24 protein-coding genes are annotated in these 21,557 nt (G+C 72.3%); 8 read left to right on the top strand and 16 right to left on the bottom strand.

The genetic code is table 11. The features are described 5' to 3' along the window. Window positions 1–5 precede the first annotated feature (5 nt). Complete coding sequence (gene hisI / locus AB0D45_RS26830) at window positions 6–371, bottom strand: phosphoribosyl-AMP cyclohydrolase (RefSeq protein ID WP_361600098.1); 366 nt, start codon at window positions 369–371, stop codon at window positions 6–8. A gap of 118 nt (window positions 372–489) precedes the next feature. Between hisI and AB0D45_RS26825 the strand changes: the two genes are divergently transcribed. Further along, window positions 490–1,122 (top strand): TIGR03085 family metal-binding protein, encoded by a 633-nt coding sequence (locus tag AB0D45_RS26825; RefSeq protein ID WP_361600101.1) that lies wholly within the window; start codon window positions 490–492, stop codon window positions 1,120–1,122. 50 nt (window positions 1,123–1,172) lie between these two features. Here AB0D45_RS26825 and AB0D45_RS26820 read toward each other — a convergent pair whose 3' ends face one another. From AB0D45_RS26820 to hisD, 10 genes are all read right to left on the bottom strand, one after another. Next, the gene (locus AB0D45_RS26820; RefSeq protein ID WP_362463573.1) at window positions 1,173–1,583 is read right to left on the bottom strand and encodes a PIN domain-containing protein; all 411 of its coding nucleotides are present in this window, start codon (window positions 1,581–1,583) and stop codon (window positions 1,173–1,175) included. Further along, window positions 1,580–1,798: a type II toxin-antitoxin system VapB family antitoxin gene (locus AB0D45_RS26815; protein WP_243631841.1), complete on the bottom strand. Its 219-nt coding sequence runs from the start codon at window positions 1,796–1,798 to the stop codon at window positions 1,580–1,582. The genes AB0D45_RS26820 and AB0D45_RS26815 overlap by 4 nt, the downstream gene beginning before the upstream one ends. A 66-nt stretch (window positions 1,799–1,864) precedes the next feature. Beyond that, entirely contained in the window at window positions 1,865–2,620 is a 756-nt protein-coding gene (gene hisF, locus AB0D45_RS26810; protein WP_362463570.1) for an imidazole glycerol phosphate synthase subunit HisF, read from the bottom strand. Then, the gene (locus AB0D45_RS26805; RefSeq protein ID WP_361600107.1) at window positions 2,617–3,030 is read right to left on the bottom strand and encodes a RidA family protein; all 414 of its coding nucleotides are present in this window, start codon (window positions 3,028–3,030) and stop codon (window positions 2,617–2,619) included. The genes hisF and AB0D45_RS26805 overlap by 4 nt, the downstream gene beginning before the upstream one ends. Further along, window positions 3,027–3,758 (bottom strand): bifunctional 1-(5-phosphoribosyl)-5-((5-phosphoribosylamino)methylideneamino)imidazole-4-carboxamide isomerase/phosphoribosylanthranilate isomerase PriA, encoded by a 732-nt coding sequence (gene priA / locus AB0D45_RS26800; RefSeq protein WP_361600110.1) that lies wholly within the window; start codon window positions 3,756–3,758, stop codon window positions 3,027–3,029. Before priA ends, AB0D45_RS26805 begins: the two co-directional genes overlap by 4 nt. Continuing rightward, complete coding sequence (gene hisH, locus AB0D45_RS26795; protein ID WP_361600113.1) at window positions 3,758–4,399, bottom strand: imidazole glycerol phosphate synthase subunit HisH; 642 nt, start codon at window positions 4,397–4,399, stop codon at window positions 3,758–3,760. The genes priA and hisH overlap by 1 nt, the downstream gene beginning before the upstream one ends. Continuing rightward, window positions 4,396–4,563: a hypothetical protein gene (locus AB0D45_RS26790; protein ID WP_361600116.1), complete on the bottom strand. Its 168-nt coding sequence runs from the start codon at window positions 4,561–4,563 to the stop codon at window positions 4,396–4,398. Before AB0D45_RS26790 ends, hisH begins: the two co-directional genes overlap by 4 nt. Window positions 4,564–4,565: 2 nt before the next feature. Next, a complete protein-coding gene (gene hisB / locus AB0D45_RS26785; RefSeq protein WP_362463565.1) occupies window positions 4,566–5,159 on the bottom strand; it encodes an imidazoleglycerol-phosphate dehydratase HisB in 594 nt (197 codons plus the stop codon). Further along, window positions 5,156–6,268 (bottom strand): histidinol-phosphate transaminase, encoded by a 1,113-nt coding sequence (locus tag AB0D45_RS26780; protein ID WP_362463562.1) that lies wholly within the window; start codon window positions 6,266–6,268, stop codon window positions 5,156–5,158. Before AB0D45_RS26780 ends, hisB begins: the two co-directional genes overlap by 4 nt. Beyond that, on the bottom strand, window positions 6,265–7,596 hold the full coding sequence (gene hisD / locus AB0D45_RS26775; protein ID WP_361600122.1) for a histidinol dehydrogenase: 1,332 nt from the start codon (window positions 7,594–7,596) through the stop codon (window positions 6,265–6,267). Before hisD ends, AB0D45_RS26780 begins: the two co-directional genes overlap by 4 nt. A 122-nt stretch (window positions 7,597–7,718) precedes the next feature. Here hisD and AB0D45_RS26770 point away from each other — a divergent pair, with 122 nt between their 5' ends. From AB0D45_RS26770 to ybaK, 3 genes are read left to right on the top strand one after another with little or no spacing between them, the layout of a single operon-like run. Then, window positions 7,719–9,308, top strand: coding sequence for an oxidoreductase (locus AB0D45_RS26770; RefSeq protein ID WP_362463559.1), 1,590 nt, complete (start codon window positions 7,719–7,721; stop codon window positions 9,306–9,308). A gap of 34 nt (window positions 9,309–9,342) precedes the next feature. After that, the gene (locus AB0D45_RS26765) at window positions 9,343–10,083 is read left to right on the top strand and encodes an LON peptidase substrate-binding domain-containing protein (protein ID WP_362463556.1); all 741 of its coding nucleotides are present in this window, start codon (window positions 9,343–9,345) and stop codon (window positions 10,081–10,083) included. A 4-nt stretch (window positions 10,084–10,087) separates the two neighbouring features. Beyond that, on the top strand, window positions 10,088–10,588 hold the full coding sequence (gene ybaK / locus AB0D45_RS26760; protein WP_362463553.1) for a Cys-tRNA(Pro) deacylase: 501 nt from the start codon (window positions 10,088–10,090) through the stop codon (window positions 10,586–10,588). Window positions 10,589–10,644: 56 nt separating this feature from the next. Here the strand turns inward: ybaK and AB0D45_RS26755 are convergent, their stop codons facing one another. The 4 genes from AB0D45_RS26755 to AB0D45_RS26740 all read right to left on the bottom strand — a co-directional run bounded on the left by AB0D45_RS26755 (window position 10,645) and on the right by AB0D45_RS26740 (window position 14,401). Further along, window positions 10,645–11,217: a hypothetical protein gene (locus AB0D45_RS26755; RefSeq protein ID WP_361600180.1), complete on the bottom strand. Its 573-nt coding sequence runs from the start codon at window positions 11,215–11,217 to the stop codon at window positions 10,645–10,647. A gap of 67 nt (window positions 11,218–11,284) precedes the next feature. Beyond that, window positions 11,285–12,052: an ABC transporter permease gene (locus AB0D45_RS26750; RefSeq protein WP_361600134.1), complete on the bottom strand. Its 768-nt coding sequence runs from the start codon at window positions 12,050–12,052 to the stop codon at window positions 11,285–11,287. Beyond that, a complete protein-coding gene (locus tag AB0D45_RS26745; protein ID WP_362463551.1) occupies window positions 12,049–13,086 on the bottom strand; it encodes an ABC transporter ATP-binding protein in 1,038 nt (345 codons plus the stop codon). The genes AB0D45_RS26750 and AB0D45_RS26745 overlap by 4 nt, the downstream gene beginning before the upstream one ends. A 28-nt stretch (window positions 13,087–13,114) precedes the next feature. Further along, window positions 13,115–14,401 carry an NYN domain-containing protein gene (locus AB0D45_RS26740; RefSeq protein WP_362463548.1) on the bottom strand — a complete coding sequence of 429 codons (1,287 nt, stop codon included), beginning with the start codon at window positions 14,399–14,401 and terminating at the stop codon, window positions 13,115–13,117. A gap of 213 nt (window positions 14,402–14,614) precedes the next feature. Between AB0D45_RS26740 and AB0D45_RS26735 the strand changes: the two genes are divergently transcribed. After that, the gene (locus AB0D45_RS26735) at window positions 14,615–14,779 is read left to right on the top strand and encodes a hypothetical protein (protein ID WP_361600141.1); all 165 of its coding nucleotides are present in this window, start codon (window positions 14,615–14,617) and stop codon (window positions 14,777–14,779) included. An 80-nt stretch (window positions 14,780–14,859) separates the two neighbouring features. Here the strand turns inward: AB0D45_RS26735 and dnaE are convergent, their stop codons facing one another. Continuing rightward, entirely contained in the window at window positions 14,860–18,402 is a 3,543-nt protein-coding gene (gene dnaE / locus AB0D45_RS26730) for a DNA polymerase III subunit alpha (RefSeq protein WP_362463545.1), read from the bottom strand. 169 nt (window positions 18,403–18,571) lie between these two features. Here dnaE and AB0D45_RS26725 point away from each other — a divergent pair, with 169 nt between their 5' ends. The 3 genes from AB0D45_RS26725 (at window position 18,572) to AB0D45_RS26715 (ending at window position 21,515) form a co-directional block, all read left to right on the top strand. After that, on the top strand, window positions 18,572–19,897 hold the full coding sequence (locus AB0D45_RS26725; protein WP_362463542.1) for a DUF2252 domain-containing protein: 1,326 nt from the start codon (window positions 18,572–18,574) through the stop codon (window positions 19,895–19,897). Between the two features lie 82 nt (window positions 19,898–19,979). Next, window positions 19,980–20,672 carry a hypothetical protein gene (locus AB0D45_RS26720; RefSeq protein ID WP_362463539.1) on the top strand — a complete coding sequence of 231 codons (693 nt, stop codon included), beginning with the start codon at window positions 19,980–19,982 and terminating at the stop codon, window positions 20,670–20,672. 48 nt (window positions 20,673–20,720) lie between these two features. After that, window positions 20,721–21,515 (top strand): DsbA family protein, encoded by a 795-nt coding sequence (locus AB0D45_RS26715; protein ID WP_361600153.1) that lies wholly within the window; start codon window positions 20,721–20,723, stop codon window positions 21,513–21,515. The last annotated feature ends 42 nt before the right edge of the window (window positions 21,516–21,557 follow it).

The raw sequence follows: 21,557 nt of genomic DNA, 5'->3' as shown, positions 1-21,557 counted from the left end.
ACTGGCTAGCTGGCGTCGGTGAAAAGGACATCCGCGTCGAAGCACGTGCGGGCGCCGGTGTGGCAGGCGGCCCCGACCTGGTCGACCTTCACGAGCACGGTGTCGGCGTCGCAGTCGAGGGCGACGGACTTCACGTACTGGAAGTGGCCCGAGGTGTCCCCCTTGACCCAGTACTCCTGCCGGCTGCGGGACCAGTAGGTGCAGCGGCCCGTGGTGAGGGTGCGGTGCAGGGCCTCGTCGTCCATCCAGCCGAGCATGAGCACCTCGCCGGTGTCGTACTGCTGGGCGATGGCCGGAACCAGGCCGTCCGCGGAGCGCTTGAGGCGGGCGGCGACGGCGGGGTCGAGGGAGGACGTACTCATGGGCCCCATTGTGCCGCGCGGCGGGACCGGTCATGGATCACCGTCCGCCTGATGAGCAGCCTCCGGGCGGGTCCCGGCCTGGCGGGTGTCCGGCGGATCAGGGCCGGACACCCCTAAGCTGGCCCGTATGTCGACCCATGCGAAGCGTGAACGCCTGCTGCTGGCGGACCTGTTGGAGGCGGCCGGGCCGGAGGCGCCGACCCTGTGCGAGGGCTGGACCTGCCGGGACCTGGCGGCGCACGTCGTGGTCCGCGAGCGCCGCCCGGACGCGGCGGGCGGTCTGCTGCTGAACGTGCTGAAGGACCGCCTCGACCGGGCGATGGCCGAGTACACGGCCAAGCCGTACGAGGAGTTGATCCAGCTGATCCGCACCGGGCCGCCGAAGCTGTCCGTGTACGCGCTGAAGCAGATCGACGAGGCCGCCAACGCGGTGGAGTTCTACGTCCACGCGGAGGACGTACGGCGCGCGCAGCCGGACTGGACCCCGCGGACGCTGGACCCGGTGTTCTCGGACGCGCTGTGGTCCCGGCTGGAGAAGCTGGCCCGGCTGACGGGCCGCCGCTCGCCGGTGGGCCTGGTGCTGCGCCGCCCGGACGGCCGCACGGCGGTCGCCCACAAGGGCGTACCGGTGGTGACGGTGACCGGGGAGCCGGGTGAGCTGACGCTGTTCTGCTTCGGCCGCCAGAACTCCGCGGCGGTGGAGCTGGACGGCGAGAAGGAGGCCGTGTCCCGGCTGACGGTGGCCCGGCTGGGAATCTGACGGCGCGGGGGCCGACGACCCCCGCCGTCCGTCCCGGCTCCGGGCCGCGGCTACGACGTCCGCGGCTGGAGCCGGATCATCGGGATACCCGGACGCACCTTGCCGATCGAGGTGAAGTCGTCGTCCACGTGCAGGACCGTGAGGCGGTGCCGCCGTGCGGTCAGGGCGATGAGGATGTCGACCGGGGAGGGACCCCGGTGATGCCCGATCGCGGCGAGCTCCCGCTGTACGGCGATGATCTGCGGCCATGGGTCGTCCAAGGCCGGAACCCAGCCGAAGGTCTGCCCGAGCATGCCGAAGAACGGCTCGAAGTCCCGGTCGGCCCGCAGGCTCGGCATGAGCTCGGACTCCACCGGCGGGCAGATCGCCACCAGCCCTTGGGCCACGTACCCGGGCCAGGGGTCCCCGATCTGCCCCCGCAACAGCCGCCAGACGGCGGAGGTGTCGGCGAGGTAGCTCACAGGCCGTCGCGCTCCCGCTGCTCCAGCACCTCGAAGTCGAGGAAGTCCTCTGCGTTCTCCTGGAGCCAGCGCAGTGCCCGGGCACGGTCATCGGCGCTGATCCCGGCCGCTATCGTCAGCGCCCGGTTGATGGTGTCGCGCTTGGTGGTCGTGCCGAGCTGCTGCTGGGCGAAGGCGAGCATCCGGTCGTCGACGTCGATCACGGTCCTGGCCATCCGGCACCTCCGGCGGTGATATACGGGTGGGTGTCAGTATATCGCCGGAGGTGCCACGAAGCGGGGTCAGCGGACCGGGTGGCCCGCCTCGCGCAGGGCTTCCTTGACCTGGCCGATGCGCAGGTCGCCGAAGTGGAACACCGAGGCGGCGAGGACCGCGTCGGCGCCGGCGTCGATCGCGGGCGGGAAGTGCTCCAGCTTGCCGGCGCCGCCCGAGGCGATCACCGGGACGGTGACGTGCCGGCGTACGGCGGCGATCATCTCGGTGTCGTAGCCGTCCTTGGTGCCGTCGGCGTCCATGGAGTTCAGCAGGATCTCCCCGGCGCCGAGTTCGGCCGCGCGGTGCGCCCACTCGACGGCGTCGATCCCGGTGCCCCGGCGGCCGCCGTGGGTGGTGACCTCGAAGGAGCCGGCAGCGGTGCGGCGGGCGTCGACCGACAGGACGAGCACCTGGCGGCCGAAGCGCTCGGCGATCTCCTGGATCAGCTCGGGCCGGGCGATGGCGGCCGTGTTGACGCCCACCTTGTCGGCGCCCGCCCGCAGCAGCTTGTCCACGTCGTCGGCCGTGCGGACGCCGCCGCCGACCGTGAGCGGGATGAAGACCTGCTCGGCGGTGCGCCGGACCACGTCGTAGGTGGTCTCGCGGTTACCGGAGGAGGCGGTGATGTCGAGGAAGGTCAGCTCGTCGGCGCCCTCGGCGTCGTACAGCTTGGCCATCTCCACCGGGTCACCGGCGTCGCGCAGGTTCTGGAAGTTGACGCCCTTGACGACGCGGCCGTTGTCCACGTCCAGGCAGGGGATCACGCGTACGGCGAGGGTCACCGCGCCACCTCCCCGTAGGCCTCCACCTCGACCTCGACGACCATGCTCGGGTCGACGAAGCCGGAGACGATGAGCATGGTGGCGGCGGGGCGGACGGTGTCGAACAGCGTCTGGTGGGCGCGGCCGACCTCGTCCACGTCGCGCGCGTGCGTCAGGTACATCCGGGTGCGGACCACGTTCTCCGGTCCCAGCCCGGCCTCGGCGAGCGCCTTGAACGCGACCTCGAAGGCCTTGACGGTCTGGTCGTAGGGGCCGCCCGCGTCGGCGGCGGTGCAGCCGGAGACCAGGACGAGCCCGTTGGGCAGCTGCACGGCACGGGAGTAGCCGATGACGTCCTCGTAGGGGCCGCCGGAGGAGATCCTGCGGATGCCGGAGGCCGAGGAGGAGGGAGAGGAGGGGGTGGAGCTCATGCGCGGACCGCCTTCAGGGCTTCTTCCAGGGTGAAGGCCTTGGCGTACAGGGCCTTGCCGACGATGGCGCCCTCGACGCCGAGGGGGACGAGCTCGGACAGGGCCCGCAGGTCGTCCAGGGAGGAGACGCCGCCGGAGGCGACGACCGGCCGGTCGGTGGCGGCGCAGACGTTCCGCAGCAGCTCCAGGTTGGGGCCGGTCAGCGTGCCGTCCTTGCCGATGTCGGTGACGACGTAGCGGGCGCAGCCCTCGGAGTCCAGGCGGGCGAGGGTCTCGTACAGGTCACCGCCCTCGCTGGTCCAGCCGCGGCCCTTGAGGGTGGTGCCGCGGACGTCGAGGCCGATGGCGATCCTGTCGCCGTGTTCGGCGATGGCCTTGGCGGCCCACTCGGGGGTCTCCAGGGCGGCGGTGCCGAGGTTGACGCGGGTGCAGCCGGTGGCGAGGGCCGCGGCGAGCGTGGCGTCGTCGCGGATGCCGCCGGACAGCTCGACCTTGATGTCCATCGCACGGGTGATCTCGGCGACCAGGGCACGGTTGTCGCCGGTGCCGAAGGCGGCGTCCAGGTCGACCAGGTGCAGCCACTCGGCGCCGGAGGCCTGCCAGGCGAGGGCCGCCTCCAGCGGGGAGCCGTAGGAGGTCTCACTGCCCGACACGCCGTGCACGAGGCGTACGGCCTGGCCGTCGCGGACGTCGACCGCGGGAAGGAGTTCGAGCGTGGGTGCGGTCATCACAGGGTCTCGATCCAGTTGGTGAGGAGCTGGGCGCCGGCGTCGCCGGACTTCTCGGGGTGGAACTGGGTGGCCCACAGGGCGCCGTTCTCCACCGCCGCGACGAACCGCTCGCCGTGCGTGGCCCAGGTGACCTTGGGGCCCCTGATCCTCGGGTTGGTGACCTCCAGGGACCAGTCGTGGGCCGCGTAGGAGTGCACGAAGTAGAACCGGGCGTCGGCGTCCAGCCCGGCGAAGGCCTGGCTGCCGGCCGGGGCCTCGACGGTGTTCCAGCCCATGTGGGGGACGACGGGGGCCTTCAGCGGGCCGACGGTGCCGGGCCACTCGTCGAGGCCCTCGGTCTCCACGCCGTGCTCGATGCCGCGCTCGAAGAGGATCTGCATGCCGACGCAGATGCCCATGACGGGGCGGCCGCCGGAGAGGCGGCGGCCGATGATCCAGTCGCCGCGGGCATCCTTGAGGCCCTGCATGCAGGCGGAGAAGGCGCCCACACCGGGCACGAGCAGCCCATCGGCGTCCATGGCCCGGTCGTAGTCGCGGGTGATCTCGACGTCCGCGCCGACGCGCGCGAGGGCGCGCTCGGCGGAGCGGATGTTGCCGAAGCCGTAGTCGAAGACCACGACGTTCTTCTTGGCGGTCATGCCCAGATCCCTTGGATTCGCAGGACTCCCGCGGCCAGACACATCGCGGAGGCGAGAGCGAGCAGAACGATCACCGACAGGGGCATCTTCTGCTTCTGGAAGGAGTAGACGCCGCCGGCCAGGAACAGGCCGACGACGATCAGGATGGTGTTCAGACCGTTCACTGCTAGAGGGCGCCCTTCGTGGAGGGCAGGATCCCTGCGGCGCGCGGGTCGAACTCGGCGGCGTAGCGCAGGGCCCGGGCGAGGGCCTTGAACTGGCACTCCACGATGTGGTGGGCGTTGCGGCCGTACGGGACGTGGATGTGCAGGGCGATCTGGGCCTGCGCGACGAAGGACTCGAAGATGTGCCGGGTCATCGTCGTGTCGTACTCGCCGATCATCGGCGCCATGGTCTCGGGCTCGGTGTGCACGAGGTAGGGGCGGCCGGAGAGGTCGACGGTCACCTGGGCGAGGGACTCGTCCAGCGGGACGGTGCAGTTGCCGAAGCGGTAGATGCCCACCTTGTCGCCGAGGGCCTGCCTGAAGGCGGCGCCGAGCGCGAGGGCGGTGTCCTCGATGGTGTGGTGGCTGTCGATGTGCAGGTCGCCGTCCGTCTTGACCGTGAGGTCGAAGAGGCCGTGGCGGCCGAGCTGGTCGAGCATGTGGTCGTAGAAGCCCACGCCCGTCGACACGTCGACCTTGCCGGTGCCGTCGAGGTTTATCTCGACCAGGACCGAGGTCTCCTTCGTGGTGCGCTCGACCCGTCCGATGCGGCTCATGCCTGCTGCTCCTTCTTCAGTGCGCGAACCGCTTCCAGGAACGCGTCGTTCTCGGCCGGGGTGCCCGCGGTGACCCGCAGCCGGCCCGGTACGCCGTTGTCCCGGACCAGGACGCCCTGGTCGAGGATCTTCTGCCAGGCGGTGTGGGAGTCCTCGAACTTCCCGAACTGGATGAAGTTCGCGTCGGACTCGGTGACCTCGTAGCCGAGGGCCCGCAGCTCGCTGACGAGGCGGTCCCGCTCGGCCTTGAGCTGCTCGACGTAGCCGAGCAGGGTGTCGGTGTGTTCCAGGGCGGCCAGCGCGGTCGCCTGGGTGACGGCGGACAGGTGGTACGGCAGGCGTACGAGCTGCACGGCGTCGACCACGGCCGGGTGCGCGGCGAGGTAGCCCAGGCGCAGGCCCGCGGCGCCGAAGGCCTTGGACATGGTCCGGGAGACCACCAGGTGGGGGCGGCCCTCGATCAGCGGGAGGAGGGAGTCGCGGTGCGAGAACTCCACGTACGCCTCGTCCACGACGACCAGCGACGGCTTGGCGGCCTGCGCGGCGTCGTAGAGGGCGAGGACCGTCTCCGCCCCGACCGCCGTACCCGTGGGGTTGTTGGGCGAGGTGATGAAGACGACGTCGGGGGCGTTCTCGGCGATCGCCTGCTCGGCGGCCTCCACGTCGATGGTGAAGTCCTCGCGGCGGGGGCCGGAGATCCAGCCGGTGCCGGTGCCGCGCGCGATGAGCGCGTGCATCGAGTACGAGGGCTCGAAGCCGATCGCCGTGCGCCCCGGGCCGCCGAAGGTCTGGAGCAGCTGCTGGAGGACCTCGTTGGAGCCGTTGGCGGCCCAGACGTTCTCCATGGCGACCGGGTGCTTGCCCGTCCGCGTGAGGTAGGCGGCCAGCTGGGTGCGCAGCTCGACCGCGTCCCGGTCGGGGTAGCGGTTGAGGGTGCGGGCGGCCTCGGCGACGCGCTCGGCGATGCGCCGGACGAGCGGCTCGGGCAGCTCGTACGGGTTCTCGTTGGTGTTCAGCTGGACGGGCACGTCGAGCTGCGGTGCGCCGTACGGGGTCTTGCCGCGCAGCTCGTCGCGGATGGGCAGGTCGTCGATCCCGAGGGCGCTCACTGTCCGGGGACCTTCCATCCGAAGCGGGCCTTGAGGGCGGCGCCGTGCGCGGGCAGGTCCTCGGCCTCGGCCAGCGTCACCACGTGGTGGGTGACCTCGGCGAGGGCGTCGCGCGTGTAGTCGACGATGTGGATGCCGCGCAGGAAGGACTGCACGGACAGGCCCGAGGAGTGGCAGGCGCAGCCGCCGGTGGGCAGGACGTGGTTCGACCCGGCGCAGTAGTCGCCGAGGGAGACCGGCGCCCAGGGGCCGACGAAGATCGCGCCGGCGTTGCGGACCCGGGCGGCCCAGGCGGCGGCGTCGGCGGTCTGGATCTCCAGGTGCTCGGCGCCGTACGCGTCGACGACCTTGAGGCCGTCCTCCAGGCTGTCGACCAGGACGATCGCGGACTGCTTGCCGGCGAGGGCGGGCTTGATCCGGTCCTCGACGTGCTTGGTCGCGGCGACCTGCGGCTCCAGCTCCTTCTCGACGGCGGCCGCGAGCTCCGCGGAGTCCGTGACGAGGACGGCCGCGGCCAGCGGGTCGTGCTCGGCCTGGCTGATCAGGTCGGCGGCGACGTGCACCGGGTCGGCCGTGGCGTCCGCGAGGACCGCGATCTCGGTGGGGCCGGCCTCGGTGTCGATGCCGATCCTGCCGGTGAAGTAGCGCTTGGCGGCGGCGACCCAGATGTTGCCGGGGCCGGTCACCATGTTGACCGGCGGGCACCCGTCGGGTCCCGAGGTCCCGTACGCGAACATCGCGACGGCCACGGCGCCGCCGGCCGCGTACACCTCGTCCACGCCGAGCAGCGCGCACGCCGCCAGGATGGTCGGGTGCGGCAGCCCGCCGAACTCCTTCTGCGGCGGGGACGCCAGCGCGATCGACTCGACGCCCGCCTCCTGCGCCGGGACGACGTTCATGACGACGGAGGACGGGTACACCGAGCGGCCGCCCGGGGCGTACAGCCCCACGCGCCCGACCGGAACCCACTTCTCGGTCACGGTGCCGCCGGGGACCACCTGGGTGGTGTGCTCGCTGCGGCGCTGGTTGCGGTGCACGATCCGGGCGCGCCGGATGGACTCCTCCAGGGCGGCGCGGACGGCCGGGTCCAGCTGGTCGAGGGCGGCCTTCAGGGCCTCCGCGGGCACCCGGACCTGCGTGAGCTCGACGCCGTCGAACTTCTGCGCGTACTCGATCAGCGCCGCCGTGCCACGATGATGGACGTCCTCGCAGATGGGCCGCACCTTCTCCAGGGCGGCTTCCACGTCGAACTCGGCACGGGGCAGCAGGTCGCGCAGGGCGCCGCCCTCGGGGAGGGCGTCACCGCGCAGGTCGATACGAGAGATCACGCCCCAATTCTCTCAGACCGCCTCCCACCGCCGTCCGCCCGTATCACTGGCTGATACACGCCCCGGCTGTCACCGCCGCCCCTTAGCGTTCTCGTACACGTGGATGACAGCGGGGGGCTGCCATGACCGAAGCGGGCGACGACGGACGGCCGGACGGCCTCACCGATGCCGAGCAGCAGATGTGGGAGACCTTCCGGGCGGGCACCGTCTGCGACCTGGGCGCCCGCACCGCCGGCCTGGACGATCCGCACAACGGCCCGGTCTGGGGCCCGGAGCGGCGGGTCCGCGCGGAGGTCGTGGCCCGCCTCCTGCTGGCCGGCCCCGCACCGGTCCCCGGCCGGGTCGGCTGCCTGAAGCTGCGCGGCGCGCAGATCACCGGGCGGCTGGATCTGTCCGGCGGCACGGTCGCCCCGTACGTGGAGATCCGCTCGTGCCGCTTCGACGGCGAGATCCAGGTGTCCGAGACCCGCTTCGGCACGCTGCGGCTGGACAACTGCGCGATACCCCGGCTGGAGGGGGCCCGGCTGCACACCGAGGGGGACCTGCACCTGGCGCGCTGCCGGGTGGCGCGCGGGATCCGGCTGACCGACGCGCAGATCGGCACCGATCTGCTGATCAGCCAGGCCGTGGTGCAGCGCGACGGCGGGGGCCGGGCCATCGCCGCCGACGGGATGGCCGTCGCCCAGGACCTCCAGGCCGACCTGCTGGAGACGCACGGCGAGGTGAGCCTGCGCGGGGTGAAGGTGGGCGCCTCGATGAGCCTGCGCGGTGCGCGGCTGGGCAACCGCCACGGCCGGCGCGCCCTGAACGCCCCGACCCTGACCGTCGAGCGGACCCTGTACCTGACCTCCGCCGGCCTCCCCTCCCCGGCCGGCGACCCGGACCGCCCGTACGACTGGAGCCAGACCCCGACCGGCGGCGGGCCGGCGCAGCACTTCGAGTGCCGGGGCGGCCTGCGGCTGGACGACGGCCGCTTCGGCGACTCGGTCGACTTCTACGGCGCCCGCTTCGACCTGGACCCGGACCAGGAGGTGTCGCTGCGGCGGGTGCAGACGCCCGAGCTGCGCTTCGTCGGCGACGCCCCGGAGCGGGGCCGGGTGGTGGTCTCCGGCGCGAAGGTCGTCAAGCTCGTCGACCGGTCCACGAGCTGGCCGGGCCGCGGCCAGGTGTCCATGGAGGGCTTCGTCTACCAGGAGCTCGCACCCCGCGGCCACTTCCCGCTCTCCCGCCGCCTGGAGTGGCTGGAGTCGGCCACGCCCGAGTACTCGCCGGAGCCGTACGAGCGGCTCGCCGCCGTGCTCCGCGACGGCGGGGAGGACGTGGGCGCGCGCGAGGTGCTCGTGGCCAAGCAGCGCCGCCGCCGGGACACGCTGTCACCGGCGGCGAAGGCCTGGGGGTACCTCCAGGACTGGACGGTGGTCTACGGCTACCGGCCGGGCCGGGCGGCGCTGTGGATGGCGGTGCTGTGGGCGGCGGGGACCCTGCTGTTCCTGCGGCACGAGCCGGCGCCGATCAAGGCGGACGAGCACCCGCACTGGGACGCCGCCCTGTACGCGCTAGACCTCCTGCTCCCGGTGATCGATCTCGGGCAGCAGGGCCAGTGGAAGCCCGAGGGCGGCTGGCAGTGGGGGGCGACGGCGCTGGTGCTGCTGGGCTGGATCCTGGCCACGACGGTGGCGGCGGGCGCGTCACGGCTGCTGAGGCGGGGGTGACGGGCCGGGCCGTCCGGCTACTACCCTGTGCCTCGTGACCACCGTTCGCCTTCCCCTCTTCCCGCTGAACTCGGTGCTGTTCCCGGGCCTCGTGCTGCCGCTGAACGTCTTCGAGGAGCGGTATCGCGCCATGATGCGCGAGCTGCTGAAGACCGGGGAGGACGAGCCGCGCCGGTTCGCGGTCGTCGCGATCCGCGACGGCCGGGAGGTCGCGCCGACCGCGCCCGGACTGCCCGACCAGACGGCCCTGCCCGAGCGGGGCCCGGCGGCGGGCTTCGGTGCCGACCCGATCCAGGCGTTCCACCGGGTGGGCTGCATCGCGGACGCGGCGACGATCCGGGAGCGCGAGGACGGCAGCTTCGAGGTGCTGGCCACCGGCACGACCCGGGTGCGGCTGCTCTCGGTCGACGCGTCCGGGCCGTTCCTCGTCGCCGAGCTGGAGGAGCTCGCAGAGGACGCGGGCGAGGGCGCGGGCGCGCTGTCCGAGGGGGTCCTGCGGGCCTTCCGCAGCTACCAGAAGCGGCTGGCCGGGGCCCGGGAGCGGTCCCTGACCTCGGCGCCGGACCTGCCGGACGAGCCGTCGGTGGTCTCGTACCTGGTGGCGGCCGCCGCGGTGCTGGACACCCCATCCAAGCAGCGCCTGCTACAGGCCCCGGACACCGCCACCCGGCTCGCGGAGGAGCTGAAGCTGCTGCGCGCCGAGACGGCCGTGATCCGCCACCTGCCGTCCCTGCCGGCGGTGGACCTGACCCGCGCCCCGACCAGCCCGAACTGAGGCCATGGCGAAGAAGAAGCAGCAACAGCAGTCGGCCGGCACTCCCGCCATCACCGCCCTCACCGCCTCGGGCGTCGACTTCACCACCCACTCCTACGCACACGACCCCGCGCACCCCTCGTACGGCGAGGAGGCGGCCGAGGCCCTCGGCGTGTCGCCGGACCAGGTGTTCAAGACGCTGGTCGCGGACGTGGACGGGGCCCTGACGGTGGCGGTCGTGCCGGTTTCGGGCTCACTGGACCTCAAGGCCCTGGCGGCCGCGGTGGGCGGGAAGCGGGCGGCGATGGCCGACCCGGCGCTGGCGGAGCGGACCACGGGCTACGTGCGGGGCGGGATCTCCCCGCTGGGGCAGCGCAAGCGGCTGCGTACGGTCCTGGACGCGTCGGCCTCGGCGCACACCACGATCTGCGTCTCGGCGGGCCGCCGGGGGCTGGAGGTCGAACTGGCCCCGGCCGCCCTGACCGCGCTCACGCACGCCACCCTCGCGCCGATCGCCCGCCCGTAGGCCGCCCACCCGGCGCCGCACCGGGGAGGCCGGCCACGGCCGAACCGTGCGGGGCGTCAGGAGGAGTGCACGTGGGGCGGGGGGTACGCGCCCTCCCACGGCAGCGGCGGCTCCGGGTCGCGCGGCCCCCACAGGGCCGTCAGGCCCAGGTGGACCGCGACGGCCGCCATCGGCCACACCAGCAGCGCCCCGTGCGCGAGCAGCTGCAGCGGCGCGTCGAAGGGGACCCCCTTGCCCGCGTGCGCGGCGGCGGCCACCACATCGGTGCCCGGCCCGAGCCACAGCCCCAGCCGCCAGCCCACCAGCGCGGCGAAGCACGACCCGAGGGCCAGCCCGATCACCAGCGGGACGCCCCCGCGCCGGCGCCACAGGAAGACCCCGGCCGCGCTGAGCGCGCCGAGCCCCAGCGCCAGCAGGAAGAACGTGCCGTCGGCGCCGATCCGGCCCTCGCTCTCGGTGTTGCGCAGGAAGACGGCCTCACCGTTGGAGACGTACTGGACGCGCGGCGCGAGCCACGCCCACAGCAGTCCGAGCAGCACCCCGGACACGCCCACCACCAGGGCGACGGCGGCCGCGTCGCGGACGTCCGCCGGGGTGACGGCGGCCTCCGCCTCGGGGAGCGGGGACACGGTCGGCGGCTGCGGGGTCACGGCTTCGGTCACCCCCACATCGTGCCAGGTACGACCGGCGGCGGTGTCAGCGGACCGCCGCCCGCCGGTACGCCCAGGTGGCGACGGCCAGCGACAGCACCCCGACGGCCCCGCACACACCCAGGTCGAGGACGACCGCCGCCCAGTCGGGGTGCGGGGCGAAGGTCTCCGCGAAGGCCTCGACCCCGTACGTGGACGGCAGCAGGTCCCGCGCCCACACGATGACGTCCGGCATCCGCTCCGCCGGCAGCACGCCCAGCAGCAGTGCCGCCGACATGCCCAGCTGCCCGGCCAGCGTGGCCAGCTCCTGGCGCGGCGCGAGCAGCCCCAGCGCGGCGCCCAGCCCGGCGAGCGCCGCCCCGGCCAGCGGCACGACGGCGGCGAGAATCCACAGCCCGCCCATCGGCAGCCCGAACAGCACGCAGCCGAAGACGGCCGTCACCAGCGTCCCCGGCAGCGTGAAGGAGGCGTACGCGGCGGCCGCGCCCAGCACCACCGAGGCCGGCGGCACCGGCAGGGTGGCGTAGTGGTCGAGGCCGCCGCCGGCCCGCAGCTGGCCGAAGTACTGCGCGAGCAGGTTCAGCGCGACGAAGGCGACGACCAGGACGGACGAGCCGGCGACGACGGCCCGGGCCTCGGAGCCGCCGTCCACCACGCCGCGCATCAGGACCATGATCCCGACGGACTGGAAGGTGGCCACGAACAGCAGCGGTATCCGGGCGACGCGCGCCCGGGACAGCTGGGCCCGGTAGACGGCGGCGAGCGCCGGGAACAGCCGCGCCCTGGGAGCCAGGACGCCTACAGCGGTGGTCACGACTTGACCAGACCCTTCATACGGCCGCCGAGCGCGAGGTACACGTCCTCCAGGCTCGGCGTGGCCAACGTGAAATCGTCGAGGGCGGCGAAGGCCGGCCCGCCGGTCACCGCGGCGACGGCGGCGCGGGCCTGGTCCTGTCCCAGCCGCAGCGTCCAGCGACGGCCGGACTCGGCGGCCAGCGGGGCGAGCGCGGCGACCTCGGGCACCTCCAGCGGCGCGGCGGTGCGCCAGACCAGCTCGAGGCGGACCTCGTCGGAGACGGCGGCCTTGAGCCCGGCCGGGGTGTCGCAGGCGATGATCCTGCCCTGGTCGACGACGGCGACCCGGTCGAGGACGGTCTCGGCCTCGATGACGTTGTGGGTGACGAGCACGACCGTGGCCCCGTGCCGCAGCCGCCGGCGGTCCACGGCCGCCCAGACGGCCCGGCGCGCCACCGGGTCCATGCCGGTCGTCGGCTCGTCCAGGACCAGCACCGGCCGCTCCCCCACGAGCGCCGTGGCGAAGCAGGCGAGCCGCCGCTGTCCGCCGGAGAGCTTCTTCAGGGGGCGCCCCGCGATGGCCGTCAGCCCGAGCTCCTCCAGTACGTCGTCCCGGGCGGCCCGCGCCTCGCGCACACCGAGCCCGCGCAGCCGGCCGGTGGTCTCGGCGGCCAGGGCGACGGTGAGTTCGTCGAGGGCGGTGGACTCCTGCCCGAGGTAGGCGAGCAGCCGCGAGGCCCGCTCGGGGTGGCGTACGAGGTCGTGGCCGAGCAGGGCCACCGAGCCGGAGTCGGGCCGCAGCAGCCCGGTGAGCTGGCGGACCAGGGTGGACTTGCCGGCGCCGTTGGGGCCGAGCAGGCCGAACACCTCGCCGCGCCGGACCTCCAGGGAGATCCCGTCGTTGGCCCGGGTCTCGGGCATGGCCGGGGCCCCGCGCCGGCCGCGTACGGCCGGGTAGGTCTTGACCAGGTCACGCACCGCGCAGACCACGTCCGAAGCGGCTCCGGCGGCCGCCGCCGGGGTTGGTCCTGCCTGCGCTGTGCCCGTACTCACGAGGGAGCAGCCTACGCGGCTTCCGGCCCTACTCGGCCGCCGGGGTCACCGGCGCCCCGGGGAGGGCGGCCGGCGGCCCGCCCACGTGCTCGGCGGCGGCACGGACGTCGATCTCCCGCCAGAAACCGGCGCGGATGGCGTAGCGGTCGTGCTCGTCGATCTGGTCGTCCTTGTGGGCGAGGAGCCCGAACCGGGCGGCGTAGCGCAGCAGCTCCCCGTCGATCCGGTGCGGGACGCGCGGGTACATGGTGGCCAGCTTCTGCAGGTGGGCGGCTTCGGGGAGGCGTTCCATCCAGCGCCGGGCGAAGACCTGGCCGACCTCGAAGGGGTCGCCGCCGACGGTGGTGATGTCCTCCTCGCGGTCGGCCCAGCGCTGCTCGGCGCTGGTGAGCTGGGCGAGGGTGGGCAGGGAGGCGGTCTCGGCCGGTTCGCCGAGCGGTCCGGCGCGGTCGATCCAGCCCTTGTCGGAGGACCAGCGCAGGGCGCTGCCGGCCGGGCTCGCGGCGCCCTGGCCGGCCGGTGCGGCGGCGGGGGCCTGGGCGGGTGCGCGCAGCGCGGCGAGGTCCTTCGGGGTCGGGACGGGCTTGGCCCCTTCGTTGGCGGGCGCCGGTACGGGTGCTCCGTTCGGGCGGCTCCCGGGGGTGGCCGGGGTGCCGTTGCGGGCGGCCTCGGCGAGGGCCGCCTCGGGCAGGGGGGCGGAGAGGATCGCGGCGATCTCGGGGCGCGGGGCGGGCGGCGGGGCGCAGAGGCCGGCGAGGTCGCGGGCGCGGACGGCCCGGGTGATCCAGGCGCGGTCGAGCACGCGGCGTTCGTCGGCCTCGGCGACGAGGTCCTCGGACTGGTTGTAGTCGCCGTCGGCGGCCTGTACGGCCCACAGGTGGACGGCGACCCCGTGTTCCTTCGCGGACATGAGGCCGGGCAGGAGGTCGCCGTCGCCGGTGACGAGGACCACGTCGGAGCAGGCCCGGTTGCGGGCGAGTTCGGTGAGCTCGGCGTGCATGGCGGCGTCCACGCCCTTCTGCGCCCAGCGTCCGTCGCTGCGGGTCAGGGCGCCGAGCCGGACGGTCACGCGGGACATGACGCGCAGCCGCCGGTGCTCGGGCTGGGGCACCCGGTCGGGGGCGCCGTCGAACCAGTAGATCCGCAGCAGGGGCTGCTGCGTGTCGGCCTCGGCGCGCTCGCGCAGGCCCTGGATCAGGGCGGAGTGGTCGACGGTGATGCGGGAGCGGGAGGGTTCCCCGGCGAGGAGGCTCGCGGCGGCGCCCAGCAGGTATCCGGCGTCCACCAGGACGACGCAGCGGTCCACGCGTTCCACCCTCTTCCGTGGGGGTCCTCGACAGGTTTTCCCCGAGTCTGCCCGACCGCAAGGGTGTTGACGGCCGGAACTCGATCATCGGCGTGGCGTATCTCCCGGGGGGCGGTGGAAGGAGCGGCCGCCACCCGAAGTAATGATCCAAAATGCGTGGTTTGAGGGGGTGTGTGAGTGTGAAGGCGGCCCTGGCCCCTACTACCCCCACGGAGGCATCCCATGGCCAAGAACAAGAACCAGAAGCAGCCGTCGAAGCAGCAGGAACGTTCCTCCGCCCAGGAGCGGAGTTCGACGCAGGCCTCGCCCGAAGAGCGCTCCTCGCAGTCGCCGAGCCCGCTGGACATGGCCCACAAGAGCAAGCAGAAGCGCTTCGGCCACAACTGACCCCCGCGGGGCGACGGGAGGGCCCGTCCGGCAGCGTCGCCGGACGGGCCCTCCCGTACGCGCGTGCGCGCCCCGTACCGCTAGCCGGCCAGGCAGGAGGGGCCGAGCAGCACCTTGAGGTCACCGAAGAGGGCGGGGTCGGGCTGGACCCGGTGCCGGTCGAGGCGCAGCACGGTGGTGGTGCGCGGCCCCTGGAGCTTGATCCGCACCTCGGTGTTGCCCTTGTGGTGGCGCAGGATCTCGCCCAGACGGGTCACCATCGGCGGGGTGACCTTGACGGTGGGGATGGTGAGGACCACGGGGGCGTTGGTGCCGGCCGAGGAGAGGTCGGGGACCATCATCTCCATCGCGACCAGCCGGGGCACGTCCTCGCGCTTGTCGAGGCGGCCCTTGACGAAGACGACGGTGTCCTCGACCAGCTGGGTGGAGACGAGCTGGTAGGTCGCGGGGAAGAACATGCACTCGATGGAGCCGGCGAGGTCCTCGACGGTGGCGATCGCCCAGGCGTTGCCCTGCTTGGTCATCTTGCGCTGGAGGCCGGAGATGATGCCGCCGATGGTGACGACGGCGCCGTCGGAGTGCTCGCCGCCCGTCAGCTGGGAGATGCCGGCGTCCGTCTTGTCGGACAGGACGTGCTCCAGGCCGAAGAGGGGGTGGTCGGAGACGTAGAGGCCGAGCATCTCGCGCTCCTGGGCGAGCAGGTAGGACTTCTCCCACTCGACGTCGGAGAACTCCACGTCGAGGCCGAAGCCGGGCTCGTCGCCGCCGTCCTCGTCACCCATTCCGCCGAAGAGGTCGAACTGTCCTTCGGCCTCCTTGCGCTTGACCGCGACCACGTTGTCGATCATCGACTCGTGGTGGGCGACCAGGCCCTTGCGGGTGTGGCCCATCTCGTCGTAGGCGCCGGCCTTGATCAGCGACTCGATGGTGCGCTTGTTGCAGACCACGGCCTCGACCTTGTCCAGGAAGTCGGGGAAGGAGGAGTACTTCCCCTTGGCCTTCCTGGTCTTGATGATCGAGTCGACGACGTTCTGGCCGACGTTGCGGACGGCGGTCAGGCCGAAGAGGATCACGTCGTCGCCCTGGGCGGCGAAGTTGGACTCCGACTCGTTCACGTTCGGCGGGAGCACCTTGATGCCCATGCGCCGGCACTCGTTGAGGTAGATCGCGGACTTGTCCTTGTCGTCCTTGACCGAGGTGAGCAGGCCGGCCATGTACTCGGCCGGGTAGTTCGCCTTGAGGTAGGCGGTCCAGTAGGAGACGAGTCCGTACGCGGCCGAGTGGGCCTTGTTGAAGGCGTAGCCGGCGAAGGGGACCAGGACGTCCCAGAGCTTCTGGATGGCCTCGTCGGAGTAGCCGTTCTTCCGGGCGCCCTCCTGGAAGATCGTGAAGTTCTTGGCCAGCTCCTCGGGCTTCTTCTTGCCCATGACGCGGCGCAGGATGTCGGCCTCGCCGAGCGAGTAGCCGGCGATGATCTGCGCGGCCTTCTGCACCTGCTCCTGGTAGACGATCAGGCCGTAGGTGACGTCCAGGACCTCCCGGAGCGGCTCTTCCAGCTCCGGGTGGATCGGGGTGATCTCCTGCTGCTTGTTCTTGCGCAGCGCGTAGTTCGTGTGGGAGTTCATGCCCATTGGGCCCGGGCGGTACAGGGCCGACACGGCGGAGATGTCTTCGAAGTTGTCGGGCTTCATCAGGCGCAGCAGGGAGCGCATGGGCCCGCCGTCGAACTGGAAGACGCCGAGGGTGTCGCCGCGGCCGAGCAGCTCGAAGGTCTTGGGGTCGTCGAGCGGCAGGGCCAGGAGATCGATGTCGATCCCCTTGTTGGCCTTCACCATCTTGACGGCGTCGTCCATGATCGTGAGGTTGCGCAGGCCGAGGAAGTCCATCTTCAGCAGGCCGAGCGACTCGCAGCTCGGGTAGTCCCACTGGGTGATGGTGACGCCGTCGGTGTGCCGCACCCAGACGGGCACGTGGTCGGTGATCGTCTCGCTGGACATGATCACGCCGGCGGCGTGCACGCCCATCTGGCGGACCAGGCCCTCGACACCGCGGGCGGTGTCGATGACCTTCTTCACGTCCGGCTCGTTCTCGTACATCGAGCGGATCTCGCCGGCCTCGCTGTAGCGGGGGTGCGAGGGGTCGAGGATGCCGGAGAGCGGGATGCCCTTGCCGAGGACGTCGGCGGGCATGGCCTTGGTGAGCCGGTCGCCCATGGCGTACGGGTAGCCGAGGACGCGCGCGGAGTCCTTGATCGCGTTCTTGGCCTTGATGGTGCCGTAGGTGCCGATCATGGCGACTTTGTCCTCGCCGTACTTCTCGGTCACGTACCGGATCACCTCGACGCGCCTGCGCTCGTCGAAGTCGATGTCGACATCGGGCATGGAGACGCGCTCGGGGTTCAGGAACCGCTCGAAGATCAGGCCGTGGGTGAGCGGGTCGAGGTCGGTGATGCCCATGGCGTAGGCGACGATCGAGCCGGCCGCGGAGCCTCGGCCCGGGCCCACCGCGATGCCCTGGTTCTTGGCCCACATGATGAAGTCGGCGACCACGAGGAAGTAGCCGGGGAAGCCCATCGAGATGATCGTGTCCATCTCGTACTCGGCCTGCTTCATCCGGTCTTCCGGAATGCCCCCCGGGTAGCGGCGGTGCATGCCGCGCATGGTCTCCTCGCGGAACCAGCTGACCTCGGTGTGGCCGTCCGGGATGTCGAACTTCGGCATCAGGTTCCGGAACTTGAACATGCCCTCGGTGTCGATCTGGTCCGCGACCAGCCGGGTGTTGGCGCAGCCCTCCTGCCAGGCGTCCGAGGAGTCGATGGCGTACATCTCCTCCGTGGACTTCAGGTAGTAGCCGGTGCCGTCGAAGCGGAAGCGGTCCGGGTCCGAGAGGTTCTTGCCGGTCTGGATGCACAGCAGGGCGTCGTGGGCCCCGGCCTCGTGCGCGTAGGTGTAGTGCGAGTCGTTCGTGACCAGCGGCGGGATGCCGAGCTTCTTGCCGATCTCCAGCAGCCCGTCACGGACCCGGCGCTCGATCTCGATGCCGTGGTCCATCAGCTCCAGGAAGTAGCGGTCCCTGCCGAAGATGTCCTGGTACTCGGAGGCGGCCTTGAGGGCCTCGTCGAACTGGCCGAGGCGCAGCCGGGTCTGGAGCTCGCCGGAGGGGCAGCCGGTGGAGGCGATCAGGCCCTCCGACCACTTGGAGATGGTCTCCTTGTCCATGCGCGGCCACTTCGTGAGCCAGCCCTCCTTGTACGCGTCGGAGGACAGCCGGAAGAGGTTGTGCAGGCCGGTTGCGTTCGCCGCCCAGATCGTCTTGTGGGTGTAGCCGCCGGAGCCGGAGACGTCGTCCCGCTTCTGGTGGGGCTGGCCCCACTGGATGCGTCGCTTGTTGCGCCGGGACTCGGGGGCGACGTAGGCCTCGATGCCGATGATCGGGGTGATCCCGGCCTTCTGAGCGCTGTGGAAGAAGTCGTACGCCCCGTGCAGGTTGCCGTGGTCGGACATGGCGATGTGCGTCATGCCCATCTCATTGCAGGCAGCGAACATGTCCTTCAGCCGCGCGGCACCGTCCAGCAGCGAGTACTGGGTGTGGACGTGCAGGTGCGTGAACGGCGTCTTGGACACGGTGGGGGCCTCCTGAGGAGAGAGGGGCGGCAGCTACGAATCCTACGTCCCGCGAGTGACACTCCGGGGGCACCGACCGGTACGGTCGACCGTTGCAGAACCAGGAAGACCGGTCCGGCGTCCAGTCGGTCAGTAGCCGTACCACCCCTTGCACCAGGAGGCATCCGCCATGGCGGTCACCGAGACCACCGACGAGCAGCGCGCCGAGCAGATACTCGATGTGTTCGACACCGCATTCGGCCGGCTGCTCGCAGCCGACCCCGCTGCCTTCCAGGTCAAGTTCCGGAAGATGGCGGCTTCGGCCTTCGCCTTCTACCGGGGTACGGCCTGCCTCTTCTACGCCGACCTGGAGCACGACCGCCACGGCGGCCCCTACCTGGACGAGCGCACCGGCCGGGTGTGGATCCACGGCGACCTGCACGCCGAGAACTTCGGCACCTACATGGACGCCAACGGCCGGCTCGTGTTCAACGTGAACGACTTCGACGAGGCCTACGTCGGCCCCTTCACCTGGGACCTCAAGCGCTTCGCTGCCTCCGTCGCCCTGATCGGCTACACCAAGGCGCTCAGCGACGAGCAGATCAGCACGCTCGTACGGACCTACGCGGCTGCCTACCGGGAGCGCATCCACCGGCTCGCGGCGGGCGCCAAGGACGAGGAGGTGCCCTCCTTCACCCTGGACACCGCCGACGGCGCCCTCCTGGGCGCCCTGCGCGCGGCCCGCTCGCGCACCCGCTTCTCCCTGCTGGACTCGATGACGGAGATCCGCGACCACGAGCGCCGCTTCACCTCGGACGGCGGGGCGATCGAGCTGGACGCGGCCACCCGGTACAAGGTGCTGGCCGCCTTCGACGGGTACCTGGAGACCCTGCCGGAGGAGTCCCTGGTCCGCCCTGACTCCTACCGCGTCAAGGACGTGGTGGGCCGCCGGGGCGTGGGCATCGGCTCGGCGGGCCTGCCCTCGTACAACATCCTGCTGGAGGGGCACAGCGACGCCCTGGAGAACGACGTCGTGATCTACCTCAAGCAGGCGCAGACCCCGGCCGTGTCCCGGCACATCACCGACCGGGCGGTACGGGAGTACTTCCAGCACGAGGGCCACCGGACGGTGATCTCCCAGCGCGCCCTCCAGGCGCACGCCGACCCGTGGCTGGGCTGGACGGAGCTGGACGGCACCGGGCAGCTGGTCGCGGAGGTCTCCCCGTACGCGGTGGACCTGGACTGGTCGGACCTGGACGACCCGCAGGAGATCGCGGCGGTGGTCGCGGACCTGGGCCGCGCCACGGCCACGATGCACGCCTCGGCCGACGAGGCGGAGAGCGGGCAGTCCCTGGTGCCCTTCTCCACGGAGCGGGCCATCGACGCGGTGATCGCCGCGGACGAGGCGGGCTTCCCCGAGCTGCTGGTCGACTTCGCCCACGCCTACGGGGCCCGGGCCCGCGCCGACCACCAGATCTTCGTGGACCTCTTCCGCAACGGCCGGATCACGGCGTAGGCCCCGGGGCGGGAGGGGCGGCGGGTGCCGGGCCCGGCACCCGGGCCCCTCTCCCACAGGAAGTCATGGCAAACTCGCGACGATGGACATATCAGGGGTGAGGATCCGGGGGCTGCGGGCCGCGCTGTTCAGCGCGCTCGTGGTGGTGCTCTCGGCCGGCTCCCACGTGCTCATGTCCCGGGTCCCGCTGCCGCCCGCCCTGGTCGCCGGGGCCTTCGCGGGGGTCTTCCTGATCGCCTTCGCGCTGGCCGGCCGCCGCGAGCGCGGCTTCGGCCCGATCGCCGGGCTGCTGGTGCCGCTGGAGCTGGCGGCCGACACCGTCTTCACCGCCGGGCAGCGCGTCTGCTACGGCCCGGCGGGCGGGCCGGTCTCCGGGCCGCTGCACGCGATGGGCCTGGACGAGCTGTGCGGCGGGGCCCCGCTGGGCGGCCGGCTGACCGAGGTGGCCGGGCCCTCCGGGGATCCGGCGGCGCTGCTGGCCGCGCCCGGGCCGTGGACGCCCTGGCTGCTGCTGGGCGCGCACGTCGCCGTCGGGCTGACGGCCGCCGCGTGGCTGCGGCACGGCGAGCGGGCCCTGGTCCGGCTGCTGCGGGCGGTGGCCGCCTTCGCGTTCCGGCCGCTGCGGCTGGCGGCGGCCCCGGCCGGGGCCGTACCCGCACGGGCCGGGCGGACGCCGCGGCCGGTGTTCCCCGGGGCGGTGGCCCGTACCCGCTTCCCCGCGCACTCCGTGGGCCGGCGGGGGCCTCCCGTACGTGTGGTGCTCGCGAGCGCCTGAGCACGTACGGCAGTCCCCCCAGCCCTTCACCGTCCCACGGAGATCATCATGAGTGCACGCAACAGCCAGCAGAACAAGGCAGCCGCCCGCGAGCGGCTGCGCGTCGAGCGCGAACGGCAGGCGAAGAAGGACAAGGCCCGCCGCCAGCTGATCGTGGCCGGCGGGGTCGTCGCCGCCCTGGCGCTGGCCGGCGGGGTCGGCTACGCGGTCGTCCAGTTCAACGAGCCCGGCTACTGGGACAAGGCCGCCAAGGCCGCGCTCGTCAAGCCGAAGAACACCGAGGGCGAGGACGGCCTCACCGTGGTCATCGGCAAGCCCGAGGCGAAGAAGACCCTGGAGCTGTACGAGGACTCGCGCTGCCCGGCCTGCGCCGCCTTCGAGCAGTCGGTCGGCGAGCAGGTCAAGAAGGACGTGGAGGCGGGCAAGTTCAAGCTCCGGTACTTCGGCGCGACCTTCATCGACAACGGCGCCAAGGGCGAGGGTTCGAAGAACGCCCTGAGCGCGCTGGGCGCGGCGCTGAACGTGAGCCCGCAGGCCTTCCTCGACTACAAGGGCGCGCTCTACTCGAAGGCGCTGCACCCCGACGAGAGCGTCGACAGCTTCGCCAAGGACGACTACCTGCTGAAGGTCGCGGACACCGTCCCGGCGCTGAAGGGGAACGCCGAGTTCAAGAAGGCCGTCGAGGACGGTACGTACGACCGGTGGGCGATGGACATGTCGAAGGCGTTCAACAGCTCCGGGGTGACGGGCACCCCGACGCTGAAGATGGACGGCAAGAAGATCGAGACCCCCGCGACGCCGGAGGCGTTCACGGCGGCCATCGACAAGGCCCTCGCCGGCTGACGGGCCGACAGGTCCGGGCCGGGGCCGGATGATCCGGGCATA

The sequence above is a fragment of the Streptomyces sp. NPDC048352 genome (genome assembly GCF_040651895.1).
Taxonomy (GTDB): Bacteria; Actinomycetota; Actinomycetes; order Streptomycetales; family Streptomycetaceae; genus Streptomyces.
The sequence above is the reverse complement of the archived record's forward strand: the minus strand, read 5'-3'. Positions and strand labels throughout refer to the sequence as shown.